Annotated in this window: 14 protein-coding genes; 8 read left to right on the top strand and 6 right to left on the bottom strand. The window is 41.7% G+C overall.

Annotated features, from left to right (window positions below; genetic code table 11):
• Positions 1–110: 110 nt before the first annotated feature.
• Together Q1K78_RS07460 and Q1K78_RS07455 are read left to right on the top strand one after the other, a co-directional pair.
• Positions 111–1,256, top strand: a complete 1,146-nt coding sequence (locus Q1K78_RS07460; protein ID WP_300176186.1) for a 3-phenylpropionate MFS transporter — start codon at positions 111–113, stop codon at positions 1,254–1,256.
• A 132-nt stretch (positions 1,257–1,388) separates the two neighbouring features.
• Complete coding sequence (locus tag Q1K78_RS07455; RefSeq protein ID WP_300176183.1) at positions 1,389–4,835, top strand: PAS domain-containing hybrid sensor histidine kinase/response regulator; 3,447 nt, start codon at positions 1,389–1,391, stop codon at positions 4,833–4,835.
• A 105-nt stretch (positions 4,836–4,940) separates the two neighbouring features.
• On the opposite strand, the gene Q1K78_RS07450 is transcribed toward Q1K78_RS07455, so the two are convergent.
• The 4 genes from Q1K78_RS07450 to Q1K78_RS07435 form a co-directional block, all read right to left on the bottom strand.
• Complete coding sequence (locus tag Q1K78_RS07450; protein WP_300176180.1) at positions 4,941–6,644, bottom strand: sodium:solute symporter family protein; 1,704 nt, start codon at positions 6,642–6,644, stop codon at positions 4,941–4,943.
• Positions 6,645–6,654: 10 nt separating this feature from the next.
• A complete protein-coding gene (locus Q1K78_RS07445; protein ID WP_300176177.1) occupies positions 6,655–6,921 on the bottom strand; it encodes a DUF4212 domain-containing protein in 267 nt (88 codons plus the stop codon).
• A 191-nt stretch (positions 6,922–7,112) separates the two neighbouring features.
• Positions 7,113–7,736 (bottom strand): MarC family protein, encoded by a 624-nt coding sequence (locus Q1K78_RS07440; protein ID WP_065592897.1) that lies wholly within the window; start codon positions 7,734–7,736, stop codon positions 7,113–7,115.
• 85 nt (positions 7,737–7,821) lie between these two features.
• Positions 7,822–8,451, bottom strand: coding sequence for a response regulator transcription factor (locus Q1K78_RS07435; protein WP_300176171.1), 630 nt, complete (start codon positions 8,449–8,451; stop codon positions 7,822–7,824).
• Between the two features lie 226 nt (positions 8,452–8,677).
• Between Q1K78_RS07435 and Q1K78_RS07430 the strand changes: the two genes are divergently transcribed.
• The 6 genes from Q1K78_RS07430 (at position 8,678) to arsJ (ending at position 14,741) form a co-directional block, all read left to right on the top strand.
• The gene (locus Q1K78_RS07430; protein WP_300176167.1) at positions 8,678–9,442 is read left to right on the top strand and encodes a DeoR family transcriptional regulator; all 765 of its coding nucleotides are present in this window, start codon (positions 8,678–8,680) and stop codon (positions 9,440–9,442) included.
• Positions 9,443–9,562: 120 nt separating this feature from the next.
• Positions 9,563–11,395, top strand: a complete 1,833-nt coding sequence (gene glmS, locus Q1K78_RS07425; RefSeq protein WP_300176165.1) for a glutamine--fructose-6-phosphate transaminase (isomerizing) — start codon at positions 9,563–9,565, stop codon at positions 11,393–11,395.
• 186 nt (positions 11,396–11,581) lie between these two features.
• Positions 11,582–11,911, top strand: a complete 330-nt coding sequence (locus Q1K78_RS07420; RefSeq protein ID WP_300176162.1) for a metalloregulator ArsR/SmtB family transcription factor — start codon at positions 11,582–11,584, stop codon at positions 11,909–11,911.
• 23 nt (positions 11,912–11,934) lie between these two features.
• On the top strand, positions 11,935–12,936 hold the full coding sequence (locus Q1K78_RS07415) for an ArsJ-associated glyceraldehyde-3-phosphate dehydrogenase (protein WP_300176159.1): 1,002 nt from the start codon (positions 11,935–11,937) through the stop codon (positions 12,934–12,936).
• A 30-nt stretch (positions 12,937–12,966) separates the two neighbouring features.
• Positions 12,967–13,464 carry a phosphatase gene (locus Q1K78_RS07410; protein ID WP_300176156.1) on the top strand — a complete coding sequence of 166 codons (498 nt, stop codon included), beginning with the start codon at positions 12,967–12,969 and terminating at the stop codon, positions 13,462–13,464.
• Between the two features lie 68 nt (positions 13,465–13,532).
• Positions 13,533–14,741 (top strand): organoarsenical effux MFS transporter ArsJ, encoded by a 1,209-nt coding sequence (gene arsJ, locus Q1K78_RS07405; protein WP_300176153.1) that lies wholly within the window; start codon positions 13,533–13,535, stop codon positions 14,739–14,741.
• A gap of 20 nt (positions 14,742–14,761) precedes the next feature.
• On the opposite strand, the gene Q1K78_RS07400 is transcribed toward arsJ, so the two are convergent.
• Together Q1K78_RS07400 and Q1K78_RS07395 are read right to left on the bottom strand one after the other, a co-directional pair.
• A complete protein-coding gene (locus tag Q1K78_RS07400; protein WP_300176150.1) occupies positions 14,762–15,292 on the bottom strand; it encodes an MltR family transcriptional regulator in 531 nt (176 codons plus the stop codon).
• Between the two features lie 49 nt (positions 15,293–15,341).
• Positions 15,342–16,490 (bottom strand): mannitol-1-phosphate 5-dehydrogenase, encoded by a 1,149-nt coding sequence (locus Q1K78_RS07395; RefSeq protein WP_300176147.1) that lies wholly within the window; start codon positions 16,488–16,490, stop codon positions 15,342–15,344.
• Positions 16,491–16,558 lie beyond the last annotated feature (68 nt).

The following is a 16,558-nucleotide window of genomic DNA, read 5'->3' as shown; positions in this document are numbered from 1 at the left end:
GCGAAGTCACATTTTAAAAGGTGCAGTTTTCTTCTGTTTTGTTTTCCCTTTTTATAAACAAATACAGTGCCATAATGAGTGTCTCTTTTTTATTCCCTTTGGACATTGTCATGGTAAGCGTTTCTCCCTTTGCTTGGATCTCTCAATATTTTGGTGGGTTCTTTTTTGCCTATGGTGTGTATTTGCCTTTTTGGGCGCTGTGGTTTGCCGACCAAGGGGTATCAGCAGGAGATATTGGTGTTTTAATTGGTTTGGGATTTGCGACGCGTTGTGTGGCGAACTTAGTGATCACTCCTCGCTTGCATAAAGTTGAATATTTAATTCCAGCCCTGCGCGCATTAACGTTTGCCTCCTTGATTGCACTTGGGTTGTTTCTTATTAATGGCGGCAACTTCTGGTGGATGGCATTTGTCACCGTGTTGTTTAATTTGTCCTGTGGTCCAGCTATCCCTCTCTCTGATGCAATGACGAATTATTATGCGAAAAATAAATTATTAGATTATGGCCGAACTCGTTTATGGGGTTCAGTCAGTTTTATTGCCGGCTCAACGGTCGTGGGTTACCTAGTGTCAGGCTTTGGCACCGACATGATTGTGTACACTGCGATTGCCGGTATCTTAGCAGCATTATTCTTAGTGATGCGTAATCCAAATCCAATGCCAGTGTCAGTCTCGGAAGAAGATCAAACTCGCCCTAAATTATTGACCTTACTTCGTGAAGCTCCGGTATTAAAATTTATTATTTTGGTGTCGTTAATTCAAGGTAGCCATGCCGCGTATTACAGTTTCAGCTCTATTTATTGGAAAGCGTCAGGCTATGAAGAAAGTACCATTGGTTATTTGTGGAGCTTAGGTGTCGTCGCTGAAGTGTTGGTGTTTGCTTTTAGCAGACAATTGTTCGCGGGATGGAAAGTCTCGACTTTATTTAAAGTGGCAGCCGTTGGTGTCATGATCCGCTGGGGATTAACGGCGGCAACGACAGAGTTATCGGCACTAATATTGGTTCAAGCACTGCATGGTGTGACCTTTGCGATGGCACATTTGGCCGCCATTCAATACATTCAAAAATTCCCTCAAAACAAAATGATCCCACTACAAGCCTTATATAATGCGATTCCGCTTGGTGCCTTTATTGCCTTAATGACAACATTAAGTGGTTGGGGTTATGAAGTGTGGGGAGCGCATATTTTCTGGGGTATGGCAGTGATGGGTGCCTTTGCCTTAATGATTAAGCTGGATAAAGTAAAAGATAAATAGGTCCTAATCACATTTGTTGGCTTGGATAAAAGCGAAGTAATAATAAAACGTTAGACTGGTGCGACAGAATATTCGTACCACTCTGGCGTTTTTTATGCTCAGAACTGAGAGTGGTATCACCAAGGATGAGTGATGACACAAGGATGGATCGTCGTGCCAGTTTCGCTGGCTTATTTAGGATTGCTATTTTTAATTGCCTGGTATGGTGATCGTCAAAAAGGGTGGTTATCGCGTTATCGCCCGTGGATTTACAGTCTTTCTATTGCGGTTTACTGCACCTCTTGGACCTTTTATGGCACGGTAGGCCAAGCCACTAGCAACCCGTGGTCTTTTCTTCCTATTTATCTTGCCCCCATTCTTGTGTTTGTTTTTGCATGGCGTTTTTTAGCCCGAATTATTCTGATTGCAAAGCGAGAGCACATTACGTCCATTGCTGATTTTATTGCGGCTCGTTACGGTAAATCTCAAGGTTTAGCTGGTGTGATTACGGTCATTGCGGTGATTGGTATTCTTCCTTATATTGCGCTGCAACTGAGAGGGATCACCATGGGGCTCGATCTTGTGGCTCCTAATTTAGCGCAAGATTTAGGGTATCAAGATGGTCACATCTCTTGGTTTGTCGGTGGTGCATTAGCGATTTTTACTATTCTATTTGGTACTCGACATATAGATACCACAGAGCATCATCGTGGATTGATGATGGCTGTGGCATTTGAGTCTATTGTTAAGCTTGTTGCCTTTCTTTCGGTTGGTGGATTCATTTTATATTTGGCGTATTCAGAGCCAACGGTTGACCTGATTACCGTAGCAAAAGACACCTACCAACCGCCCAATTTAATTACCTTATTGTTTCATACGTTATTAACGATGGCGGCGATAATTTGTTTGCCCCGTCAGTTCCACACAACAGTGGTGGAGAATGAACAAGCGCAAGACTTAAGGACTGCACGTTGGGTCTTTCCTCTTTATTTATTATTGATGGGATTATTTGTTTTACCTATCTCATGGGCAGGGCAAGCTCTGCTTTTTGGTGGCGTTAGTGATAGTTTTGTTATTAGTGTGCCGTTGTCGGTAGGCGCAGAGTACATGGCATTGCTTGCGTTTGTTGGAGGTACTTCAGCGGCGAGTGGTATGGTTATTGTTTCGACCATTGCGCTCGCGATTATGGTTTCAAATGATTTAGTATTGCCTTTACTCTTACGTAGAGTAAGAACCACATCTCGAACCTTTGGGCATTTTTCTAAATTATTAGTGACGATTCGGCGGTTGTTGATAGTTCTATTATTAGTTGGGGCGTGGGGGTTCTATCAAGCATTAGATTCAATTGAATCATTGTCGGTAATTGGCTTATTGGCGTTTGCGGCGATCGCTCAATTTTCCCCTGCATTGATTGGTGGATTGTATTGGCGTAATGCAAATAGAAAAGGAGTGTATGCAGGATTAACTATCGGCTTTCTGGTGTGGGTAATTACTCTTATGAGTCAAACCCAAATACTAGCAGGGACGGCTGAAAATAATTTTTTATTATGGTTAATTACTCCGCCGGAGTGGTTACAAATAGTAGAGGTTAAAACCGCTGATTGGGGAATGATGCTCAGTTTAGGTTTAAATGCGGTGTTATTTATTCTAGTGTCTTCGGTGACTCGAGCATCATTAAGTGAGCGCTTACAAGCCGCCGTATTTGTAGGTGCTCCCCTGCCAGAAAACGAAGATGTCAGTGTTTATCAAACTCGTGTAACGGTCGCTGAAATCGAAATGCTTGCTTCTCGGTTTGTTGGTCGCCGTCGAGCGCAAAAAGCTTTCCGTCAGTTTTCACTGCAACATGATCAAGAATTACTCCCGCAGCAACAAGCAAGCTCTGCACTAATCCGTCATACCGAGCGAGTTTTAGCCGGGGTGTTTGGTGCTTCTTCTTCTCGCTTAGTACTGACGTCTGCTTTGCAGGGACGAAATATGCAACTTGAAGAGGTCGCGACCATTGTTGATGAGGCTTCTGAACTTTATGATTTTAGCCGTGGGTTATTGCAAGGAGCGATTGAACACATAAGCCAAGGCATTGCTGTGGTTGATAAGCAGATGAAGCTAGTGGCATGGAATCAGCGTTATTTAGAGTTATTTACGTTTCCGGCAGGACTTATTCAAGTGGGGCGTCCGATAGCGGATGTTATCCGACACAATGCAGAACAAGGGCTTTGTGGGCCGGGTGATCCTGAAGTGCACGTTAAGCGACGAGTTGAGCATTTAGAGCGAGGCACTCGACACGTGTCTTCTCGAATTCGAGCGGATGGACAGGTGATCGAAGTGCAAGGGAACCCGATGCCAAATGGCGGTTTTGTGATGAGCTTTACGGACATCACGATATTTAGACAGGCAGAAAAAGCCCTAAAAGAAACCAATGAAAGCCTAGAGTTTCGAGTGCATGAACGAACCAAAGAATTAGAAAAATTGAATCAGAGATTGGTGGGCGCTACCCAAAGTGCAGAAAAAGCCTCGCACTCAAAAACACGATTATTAGCAGCGGTGAGTCATGATTTAATGCAGCCCTTGAATGCCGCCCGCTTGTTTGCGTCTTCATTAAGCGAAGTCGCTAAAGACGGTGAGACAAAGAAAATATCAGGGCATATTGAAAGTGCATTAGGGGCGGCAGAAGAGTTAATCGGCGATTTATTGGATATTTCTCGTTTAGAAGCGGGTAAGTTAGAAACTAATGTTCACGGCTTTTCACTCCACCATATGCTCTCTAATTTAGAAGCCGAATTTGGTGCGTTAGCAAAACAACAAGGCATTGATTTTTCAGTGATTCATTCTGATGTGGTGGTGGAATCCGATCCGAAATTATTACGTCGAGTATTACAGAACTTCTTAACCAACGCCTTTCGATATAACCCAGAGGGTAAAGTGGTACTGGGTGCCAGAAGAGTCGAAGGTAAAATTCGTCTTGATGTATGGGACAGCGGCATTGGTATTCCAGCAGAAAAACAACAAGCCATTTTTGAAGAATTTACTCGTGTCGATCAAAGCAGAGCTGATCAAGGGTTAGGGTTAGGGTTAGCGATTGCGAGAGGGATCTCTCATGTGCTCGGACATACTATTTCTCTGCGTTCATGGGTGAATAAAGGCTCGGTATTTTCTGTCACATTGGAGCGTGGTGTGGCGCTTGAAAGCGATACGCCTACCATAACCCAAAAGCCGGAATTACCATTAAGTTTGGTTCGCGTGTTGTGTGTGGACAATGAACCAGATATTTTAATTGGCATGGAATCGCTACTTGAACGTTGGGGTTGTGAAGTAAAAACTGCGACAGATTTAATGGGAAGTTTACGTTGTTTAGAAGACGATTGGGTACCCGATGTCATCTTCTCAGATTACCGATTGGATAACGACAGAACCGGATTAGAAGTATTACAACAATGCCGCTTACGTTTAGGAAATAACTTTGAAGGGGTAATGATCAGTGCAGATAAAACTGAGGATTTACTAGAAAGTATTAAAAGTAATGGTTTTGGTTTTATTGCAAAGCCAGTCAAACCGTTAAAATTAAGGTCTGTGTTAAATCGCCATACTACCTCAGCGGTTTAGGACTAATCATAAAAGAAGGGAGCTAGCATAACTAACTCCCTTTTCATATCAGCCAAATTATTTTTCTGACGTTATTCTGGTTCTATTAAACTGAACATTATCAGATTAATGATCGTGAGCTTCACCGGCACCTTTAGGGTAACGAATCGATTCAACCAGATCTTGAACATCTTGTGGTACTTCTGCGGTGACTTTGTTTACTGCAATTGAAACAATAAAGTTTAGACACATACCTAGGGTACCGATCCCTTCAGGGCTGATACCAAACCACCAGTTGTCTGGTGTGCTTGCTGCTGGGTCAATGAATTTAAAGTAAACAATGTAAGCAGTAGTAAAGGTAACACCAGAAACCATGCCAGCAATAGCGCCTTCCTTATTCATCTTCTTATAGAAAATACCTAAGATGATCGCAGGGAAGAAAGAAGCTGCTGCTAAACCGAAGGAGAAGGCAACCACCTGTGCAACAAATCCCGGTGGGTTTATCCCTAAGTAACCAGCACCGATAATAGCAACAACGGCGGCAAGTCTGGCGGCGAGCAGTTCTTGTTTATCGGTCATGTTTGGCTTAAAGCCTTTCTTTAATAAATCATGAGAGATAGACGTTGAGATTACCAGTAGTAGACCGGCAGCCGTTGATAATGCCGCGGCTAAGCCACCGGCCGCTAGTAATGCAACAACCCAGTTTGGTAAGTTTGCCAGTTCAGGAGATGCTAGAACGATGATATCTCGGTTGATGTCCACTTCATTACGTTCATCACCAGAGTAGAACATTTTACCATCGCCATTTTTATCTTCCCAACCAACTAGACCTGTGTCTTCCCAGTTTTTATACCAACTCGGTGCATCAGCAGCTGCAACTCCTTGGCTGTCTGGACCATTGATGGTTTCAATCATATTCACACGAGCAAACGCGGCAACCGCAGGTGCAGTGGTGTATAAGAATGAAATGAACAGTAACGCCCAACCCGCAGAAATACGTGCATCTTTAACACGAGGAACCGTGAAGAAACGAATAATTACGTGAGGAAGCCCTGCTGTACCAACCATTAGTGCAGCACAGATAAAGAAGACATCGACCATGCTCTTAGAGCCATCGGTATAAGGTGTAAACCCTAATTCAGTGGTTAATCCATCCAATTTATCTAATAAGTAGACTTCGGAGCCGGTAACAGTAGACCCCATACCAATTTGAGGAAATACATTACCCGTCATCATGATTGAGGTAAAAACAGCAGGAACAAGGAAGGCGAAAATGAGAACACAGAATTGAGCAACCTGCGTATAAGTGATGCCTTTCATGCCGCCTAATACCGCATAGAAAAATACGATACCCATACCAATGATGATGCCGATGTTAATATCAACTTCTAGGAACCGAGAGAACACTACGCCAACACCACGCATTTGTCCTGCCACATACGTGAAAGAGACAAAGATGGCACAGAACACCGCTACCATACGAGCGGTTCGTGAGTAGTAACGCTCACCAATAAAATCTGGCACAGTGAACTTACCAAATTTACGTAAATAAGGCGCAAGACATAAAGCTAATAAAACATAGCCGCCAGTCCAACCCATTAGATAAACAGTCCCATCATAACCAACAAAAGAAATGATACCTGCCATTGAGATAAATGACGCTGCCGACATCCAGTCAGCGGCGGTTGCCATGCCGTTGGCAATAGGGTGAACCCCTCCGCCAGCAACATAGAATTCACTGGTTGATCCAGCTCTTGCCCATATCGCAATGCCGATATAAAGGGTAAAAGTGATACCTACTAATATAAACGTCCAAGTTTGGATATCCATGCTAATTCCTCTAGTCTTCTTGTACATTGTATTTTTTATCCAATGTGTTCATGCGAACCACATAGATAAAGATCAGGGCAACAAAGGTATAAATTGAACCTTGTTGTGCAAACCAGAAGCCTAATTTAAAGCCACCAATTTGAATCGTATCCAGAGCATCTACAAATAAAATGCCTGCACCAAATGAGACGGCGAACCAGACGAAGAGTAGCCCCCCCATTATTCTTAGATTTTCCTTCCAATAGGCTTGTGCTTGTTCTTTTGTTTCGAACGCCATAGCCGGCTCCTTTAATGTTAATGATATGTAACCAAAAAGAGATTAGCAGCGAGTGAGTAAGAAAACAGTGCAACTTTAGTCGAGCAGATAAAGAAAAACGCCCAAAATATGAGCGTTTTATGTGAGGTGGGTTGTGATTTTTCGTGTTAAATTTATGTTAATCAATACCAAGGTCTAAGGCACGGTATTCATTAAAAATAGAAATCTTTAATTCCAAGTAGCAGGTTATTTACGGCAACGGCGGCTAAAATTAGCCCCATTACACGGCTAATGATAGCTGCGCCAACATTTCCTATTATTTTATGAATAAAGGTAGCCCCAAGTAGAAGGCATAAAGTAATGATGAGCACCACAATCATGACCGCTGCAGTCACTGATTGGTCTAAAAAGGAATATCGAGAATTATCTGTCAGCATCACAATTGCCATCATTGCGCCTGGAGAAGCAATGGAGGGAATCGCTAAAGGGTAAACCGCTAAATCTGCGAGATCTGAATGACTAATTTCTTCACTCATTTTTTGCTCTTGTTCGGGTTTACTCTCACCAAAAATCATTGTTAAGGCAAAGATGAGAAGAACCAATCCCCCTGCAACTTGAAACGCGGGTAATGGAATCTGCATCGCTTCTAATAGTAATTGACCAATAACGAGGAAAAATAACAGGACAGAGGTGGCAATAGCAACGGCTTTTAAAGCAACAACTTTACGTTGCTTAGCCGATAGATGTTGAGTTTGTGAAAGATAGACGGGTACAGAACCAATAGGATCAATAACAGCCCAAAGAACAACGAATTGAGTAACGAGGATGCTTATCATGAACTCTCCCAGAGTTAGGTTAAACAGAGGGATAAAATGAACGGGTAATATACCTTAATTTATAGACCAGTATGTTATATCAAAGTTAACTTTCAGTTTGTTGCAATAGAATAACGGCTTGGGTTCTATTTTTTACCCCTAACTTTCTAAAAATGGCTGTCATGTGCGCTTTTATTGTGGCTTCAGATACATCTAAGTCATAAGCAATTTGTTTATTAAGCAACCCATCAGACAGCATACCAAGCACTTTATATTGTTGAGGAGTAAGGCTGCTTATTCTTGTTGTGAGATCATCACACGCTTGGCTGTTTTTAATCGAGCCTTCTGGAAAATAAGAGTCCCCTGCCAAAATTTGGTTCAACGCTGAAATTAATGATCGCATGTCACTTGATTTTGGAATAAAGCCAAAGGCCCCATGGCTCTTTGCTTGAGAGACAATGCTGCTTTCTTCGCTGGCAGAGACAACCACAATAGGCAGGTCTGAATATTGAGAGCGAAGGTGAATTAAACCAGACATTCCGTTACTGCCCGGCATTTTAAGATCGAGTAATAATAAGTCGGGATCGGGCTCTTTTTCTAATACGGTTAAGAGTGCATCTAGAGAATCGGCTTCGAGTAGATTGGCTCCGCTGATCGCCATATGGATGGATTGAAAAAGTGCATTACGAAATAAGGGATGATCGTCTGCAATAATAATGGTGTAGTTGTCGTCCATGGCTACATTATTCCTCATAAGTTATGGAATAAAATTAACATCTAACCGCGTTATGAGCAATTTATAGGCGTTAAAGTCTGCGCTGCCTCTCTTACTGATCGTTATTTTTGAGATGAAACGAACAATAGTGATGATCTTATTATTTAAAACGAATTAATTTCCAGCTCTAGACAATTAAACGAAACGAAACTAAACTTCTTTCAAATCGAAACTTACTGGATTTGTCATGTCAAAAAGAAACACTAAACAACGTCGACATATGATCCTTTCTTTATTAATTGAGAAAGGGGAAATTACGGTTGAAGAACTTTCGGAGCTCTTTGATATCTCAGAAGTAACTATTCGTAAAGATCTAACAGAGTTAGAGAAGAATGGTTTGCTGATGCGTAAGTATGGCGGGGCGGTGTTAATGCCTTCAAATATCATTCAAGAAGATACGTGCGAAGAAGTTTCGAATCGAAAGTTATCTTTGGCTATTTCAGCGGTAGAACTGATTAAAGATCATAATCGAATCATTATTGATAGTGGCAGTACGACGGCGGCGTTGATTAACCAATTATCAACGAAAAATGGTTTGGTTGTTATGACCAATTCATTACCGGTGGCGAATGCATTGCAAGAAATCGAGAATGAACCCACGTTATTAATGACAGGTGGAACATGGGACAGTCATTCTGATTCATTTCAGGGTCAAGTGGCAGAGTCGGTATTAAGATCCTATGATTTTGATCAGTTGTTCATTGGTGCAGATGGCATTGACTTAGAGCGTGGAACTACGACCTTCAATGAACTGGTGGGTTTAAGTCGAGTGATGTCTGAAGTCGCTCGTGAAGTAATTTTAATGGTTGAATCAGAAAAAATTGGTCGAAAAATTCCGAATGTGGAATTGCCATGGGACAGTATTGATGTGCTGATCACCAATAATGATTTAAGCGAAGAACATCAGAAAAAAATTGAGTTACATAACGTACGAGTCATTAGAGCTCAGTGATTTAATTCCTCAATAAAGAATATCAATAGTGAGCTTTTTGTTGCCAGCTCATTATCTAGACCAATCGCATTACCAGGATTGGGCCCACTAAATTTAAAAATAGAATAATGGAGTATTGCCATGTGTGGAATCGTAGGTGCTGTTGCACAAAGAGACGTTGCGGAAATATTAGTTGAAGGATTACGCCGTTTAGAATATCGCGGTTATGATTCGGCTGGTGTTGCCGTTGTTGATGCAGACAGTAATTACACTCGACTGCGTCGCTTAGGTAAAGTTAAAGAATTAGCGGATGCAGTCAATGAATCACATGTGGTCGGCGGTACTGGTATCGCTCATACTCGTTGGGCAACGCATGGCGAGCCGTCTGAAGTGAATGCTCACCCACACGTTTCCGGTGATATTACGATTGTTCACAATGGCATTATTGAAAATCACGAATCATTACGTGCGCTATTAAAAGAACGCGGTTATGTATTTGAATCTCAAACGGATACCGAGGTTATTGCACACTTAGTTGAGTGGGAATTACGAACGTCGGATTCTTTGATTGAAGCGGTACAAAAAACAGCGACTCAACTTGATGGTGCGTACGGTACTGTTGCAATGGATCGTCGTGATCCTGAGCGTTTAGTTGTCGCTCGCTCTGGTAGCCCAATCGTTATTGGTCGTGGTGTGGGTGAAAACTTTTTAGCGTCAGATCAACTGGCGTTATTAAACGTAACTCGTCGCTTTATGTACCTTGAAGAAGGAGATGTTGCTGAAATTACTCGTCGTGATGTTCGAGTGTTTGATGCGCGTGGCGAACAAGTTGAGCGTGAAGTGACAGAATCGAACGCCGAGCATGATGCGGGAGACAAAGGTCAATATCGTCATTTTATGCAAAAAGAAGTGTTCGAGCAGCCAAAAGCCTTAATCAATACCATGGAAGGGCGAATCACCAATGACTCTGTTGTGACTGAAAGTATTGGTGTTAACGCGGTTGAGATACTAAATAAAGTAGAACATGTACAAATTATTGCTTGTGGTACCTCTTACAATGCAGGTATGACGGCTCGTTATTGGTTTGAATCATTGGCGGGTGTGAGTTGTGATGTCGAAATCGCCTCTGAATTCCGTTACCGTAAATTTGTGACTCGTCCAAACAGCTTATTGATCACTTTATCTCAATCAGGTGAAACGGCTGATACGTTAGCGGCCCTTCGTCTAGCAAAAGAGCGTGGTTACATGGGCGCAATGACGGTGTGTAATGTTGCTGGTTCATCTCTTGTTCGTGAATCTGATTTTGCCTTTATGACGCGTGCAGGAACAGAGATTGGTGTGGCATCGACTAAAGCCTTTACCACTCAACTTGCGGCGTTATTGATGTTAGTGACGGCACTTGGTAAGCAACAAAATCGCATCTCAAAAGAAAAAGAAAAAGAGATAGTTGAAGCTCTGCATGCACTGCCAAGTGAAATTGAAAAAGCATTATCGTTTGATAAAGAGATTGAAGCGTTAGCACCTGACTTTGCTGACAAGCAACACACGCTATTCTTAGGTCGTGGTGAGTTTTATCCAATCGCGGTTGAAGCCTCTTTAAAGCTGAAAGAAATTTCTTATATTCATGCTGAAGCGTATGCGGCAGGTGAACTAAAACACGGTCCTTTAGCGTTAATTGATGCTGATATGCCAGTGGTTGTGGTTGCCCCAACCAATGATTTATTAGAGAAACTAAAATCGAATGTAGAAGAAGTTCGTGCTCGTGGTGGCTTACTGTATGTTTTCGCGGACGAGCAAGCAGGCTTTGAAGGCGATGAAAACATGAAGATCATTACCATGCCGCATGTTAGCGATATTACGGCACCCATCTATTACACCATTCCAATGCAGTTATTGGCTTACCATGTTGCATTAATTAAAGGAACAGATGTCGATCAGCCACGCAACTTAGCAAAAGCGGTAACGGTTGAGTAGAAATACTGACGTTGATTGACTTAAGTTTCACTTGGTGAAAATAACCTAGCATAGGCGATATCAATAATTAATTTGTGTCGCCTTTCTTTTATGAATTTTTTATTACATATCACTTCCCACTCTTGATCTTTCTCGTTCTTTAATTAATATATATGGAAATGCATATATCCATATTTAAGGTTCATTATGTTACCTCCTCAATTTTTTAAACTGCTTTCTGATGAAACACGGATGCGTTGTCTATTACTTATTGCTCGTGAAGGTCGTTTATGTGTAAATCAACTGACAGAAGCATTAGATGAAAGCCAGCCGAAGATCTCACGTCATTTAGCTTTACTACGTCAATCAGGTGTATTGCTTGATACGCGTGAAGGCCAGTGGGTGTATTACCAAATCAGCACCGAATTACCGGGATGGTTAAATAAAATTATTTTTGGCTTGAAGCAATCAAATTGTTTGCAGGCTCAATATCAAAAAGACACCGATAAATTAAACGCCATGAAAGCGTGTTGTTAACTTCATTTAGGGAAAAGAAAACGATGACAATTAAAGTAGGAATTAACGGTTTTGGCCGTATTGGACGTTTGGCATTAAGAGCTGCATTCGATTGGCCTGAACTGGAATTTGTGCAAATTAACGACGTCGCGGGTGATGCCCATACTCTAGCGCATTTACTTGAGTTCGATTCAATTCAAGGGCGTTGGAATCATGCAGTGACTACCGATGGCAACACTATGATCATTGGTGACCAAAAGCTAATGGCCACACAAGAAAAAGACATTGATGCTGTTGACTGGTCTGGTTGTGATGTTGTTATTGAAGCGACAGGGGTTCATCGCTCTCGCTCATTTCTCGATAAATATTTAGCGCAAGGTGTTAAGCGTGTCGTTGTGTCTGCTCCGGTGAAAGAAGAAGGGGTAGCGAACATTGTGGTTGGTGTTAACGACGATATTTTTGATCCGGCTGTTCACCAAATCGTGACTGCGGCATCTTGTACTACCAATTGCCTTGCTCCAATTGTTAAAGTTATCAATAAGGAGTTGGGTATCGAAAATGCAGCATTTACCACCATTCATGATTTGACCAATACACAAACCATTTTAGATGCTCCCCATAAAGACCTTCGCCGTGCACGTGCGTGTGGCATGAGTTTGATCCCAACAACTACGGGCTCTGCTAAAGCGATTGTAGAAATCTTCCCTGAGTTAAAAGATAAAATTGATGGTCATGCGGTACGTGTTCCTCTGGCGAATGCATCACTGACAGATATCATTTTTGAAGTAAAAAGAGATACCACGGTTGAAGAAGTAAATCAGTTATTAAAGGATGCGGCTTATGGTGATCTAAACGGTATTTTAGGTTACGAGGAGCGCCCACTAGTATCGATTGATTATAAAGGTGACCAACGCTCAACCATTGTTGATGCACTGTCTACTATGCTTGTGGGTAAGCGCATGGTGAAGATTTACGCTTGGTATGACAACGAAATGGGCTACGCAACTCGTACTGCTGAGTTAGTTCGTAACGTTGGCTTAGCTTAATATTAATGGCATTGATTTGAGGAATTTCAAATGACACATCCTACTTGGGAATTACCGGTTTCAGGGACTAATGGCGCATTAATTTTGACTCCGTGTCCGGGAACAAAAGGGGTTGAGTTAACAGCCTCATTAGAGCAATTAAAAGCACAAGGTGTTAAAGCGGTAGCAACAGCATTAAACCAAGATGAATTAACAGAAAAAGGCGTAGGCTCTCTTGGTGAAGAAGTGCAACGTCTAGGAATGAAATGGTTTTACCTTCCAATTGAAGATGATTGTGCTCCTGATGATAAATTTCATCAACAATGGAAATCAGCAACGCCTGAACTGCAACAAGTGCTAGAAAATAATGGCAAAGTAGCAATGCATTGCATGGGGGGTTCTGGTCGTACAGGGTTACTTGCAGGGCATTTACTGCTGGATTTAGGCTGGGATTTGGATGTAATTAAACAGCAAGTTCAAGCGTTACGTCCCGGGGCATTTACTAAATCTGTGCAAATTGAATACATTAATGCGATTGCTAGCAAATAATCAATTGTAGATAAGGCCTCAGAAAGTGATTATCTTCTGGGGCTTTTTTATTTGAACGGATGAATTTTATGTTTTCTCAATTAAGCCATAGTGTACGACAGTACATGCTAGTGACGTTCAATTACTGGAATTTCACCATTACCGATGGCGCTTTGCGGATGTTAGTGGTGCTCTATTTCCATGATTTGGGCTACAGCACCTTGGCCATTGCCTCCCTCTTTTTGTTTTATGAATTCTTTGGGGTAGTGACGAATTTAATTGGTGGGTGGCTTGGTGCGCGTTTGGGGTTAAATAAAACCATGAACGTCGGTTTAGGTATGCAGGTATTTGCATTATTGATGCTTGCTGTGCCTACTGTTTGGCTCACTATCCCTTGGGTAATGGCGGCTCAAGCACTCTCTGGCATCGCAAAAGATCTCAATAAAATGAGTGCGAAAAGTGCGATAAAAACATTAGTACCAAGCGATCAAGAAGGAGCTCTCTACAAGTGGATTGCTATCTTAACGGGATCTAAAAATGCACTAAAAGGAGCGGGTTTCTTCTTAGGAGGGGTTCTGCTTTCTACCATCGGATTTAAAGCGGCAGTTATCGCCATGGCTGTGGTTCTTTTTGGGGTATTGATTGGCAGTTTAGTTTTTCTTGATGGAGATATGGGCAAAGCCAAATCTAAGCCAAAATTTACACAGCTGTTTTCTAAATCGAGTGAGATCAACATTCTTTCCGCTGCACGCTTATTTTTATTTGGTGCGAGAGATGTCTGGTTTGTGATCGCATTACCGATTTACTTAGGCACAACCTTTGGCTGGGATCATTCATGGGTTGGCGGGTTTCTCGCTCTGTGGGTGATTGGTTATGGATTTGTACAAGGCTTTGCGCCAAAAATCACAGGAAAAGCAGAAGGTAAAGTACCCGATGGCCGTGCTGCAATGTGGTGGGCAGGTTTACTAACTCTGGTTACTGGGTTTATTGCCTATGGTGTGCAAATAGGGTGGCAAGCTCAATATGTTATCGTCATTGGCTTATTGATTTTTGGTGCCGTGTTTGCGATTAACTCATCGCTGCACTCTTATTTAATTGTCAGCTATGCCAAAGGTGATGGGGTGTCTATGGATGTTGGCTTTTACTATATGGCGAATGCAATGGGGCGTTTAATTGGAACGGTTTTATCTGGATTAGTGTATCAAATGGCAGGGTTTGCAGCGTGCTTGTGGGTATCGTTTGGCTTTTTGGTGCTAACTACGTTGATCTCGATAAAATTGCCTAAAAATACAGAATGACGTTAATAGAGATTAAATCATTAAAATGGACTTTCTTTTTGTAATTCTGCGCAAATATCGACAATTGCTAATGACAGACCAGAACGGATCATTTGTTTTTGTCGATCTATTTGCATTTGATAGAACATAAGGTCGGTGTCGTCATTCATTGGGGCTATTTCTAGTTGGAGCATTCCCATTCTTTTAACTAAATGAAGTGAGTTTATAGGTGTAATTACTTGTGGATCGGTAAATTGAAATTCATTCATTTCAGCGTTTAATTTATTACGAAGTTGAATTAAGCCTTCAATATCATGATACGTATTATTGGGTAATACACCTAAGCCAAAAAGAAGCTTTAACCTTACGTTTAAATCGCCGAGTGGACCTGAATCTTGAAGTAATGGGCCGATCACGGATTGAACTGCGAAGTCATCTTTACGAAAAATCCGTTGGATTAACCCGTCGATAGACTCATTAAGAATATCGACAGCAATGATGAAAAAACCACGCACAGAAGGTGCATCGTCTAGTCGTTCAATGATGTTAGATTCGTTTATTACTTCTGTCATAAAATAGCCATAAAAGAGAGAGGCATTACGCCTCTCTAACTGTTTATTATTAGTTTAATGTCGTAAAGATTGCTTCAATCTTTTTCGCTTCTGAACTGTTTTCATTTAATCCGGTGTAATGCGCTAATGTCGCTTTTAAGCCAGATTCCTGTAAGCGAGTTTGTAGCTCTACTGCTTGTGGATCTGTGTCATTTACGTATTTAAATGCGGCAGCGATGCCTTTTAATAGTGTTTTATTTTCAATTCCGTATTCGATTGTACCTAATAACGGTTTGATTAGGCGATCATTTTCACCTAATTTACGAATTGGCTGACGGGCAACGCGATCAATCTCATCTCGTAAATACGGATTCGCAAATCGGCCTAAGATTTTTTCGATATAGGCAGCATGTAATTCTTTATCAAAACCGTAGCGACGAATGAGCACTTCACCACTCTCTTCCATTGCGGCTTTTACTTCGGTTCTAATTTCAGGGTCTTGAATCGCGTCACGTATGGTCTCATGGCCTTTTAATGCACCAAGATAAGCCGTAATGCAATGACCCGTATTTAAAGTGAAGAGTTTGCGCTCAACAAACGCCATTAGGTTGTCTGTTTTTTCCATTCCAGCAATATTAGGTACGCCACCTTTGAATTGTTTTTCATCAACAATCCATTCACTGAAACTTTCAACGGTGACTTCAAGTAAATCGTCATTGGCCGCTTCTGATGGTGGAACAATACGGTCAACCGCAGAATCTACAAAACCAACTAATTCGTCACAACGTGCATGAAAGGATTCGTCAAGATGAGAGTACACTTCATTTTTAAGGTGAGTAGTACCTCGAATCATGTTTTCACAAGCAATGATATTAAGTGGTGATTCATTGTTGGCTTCAAAACGTTTGGTTAAACCTTTTGCGATGGTTTTTGCAATAATATTTAATACGTTAGGGCCAACCGCGGTTGTCACTAAATCGGTGTGTACAATACGTTCAATAACGTCGTCACTGGCTGAGTTTACGGCAGTTACATGAGTAACTGTGTCGATTTGGCATTTAGACCCAACAACTTTCACTTTGTATGATTGGTCATGACAAAGCTGATCAACTAATGGTGCATTAACGTCTGCAAATGTAACTGCGACGTTTGAATCCGAAAGAACTTTACCAATAAAACCACGACCGATGTTACCTGCGCCAAAATGTACTGCTTTCATAATAATTACCTTCAATTTAGATATTAGGAGATAGGTCAACACTATAGGGGGAAGGTTGACCTATGTTT

The sequence above is a fragment of the uncultured Aliivibrio sp. genome (genome assembly GCF_946479765.1).
Taxonomy (GTDB): Bacteria; Pseudomonadota; Gammaproteobacteria; order Enterobacterales; family Vibrionaceae; genus Aliivibrio.
The sequence above is the reverse complement of the archived record's forward strand: the minus strand, read 5'-3'. Positions and strand labels throughout refer to the sequence as shown.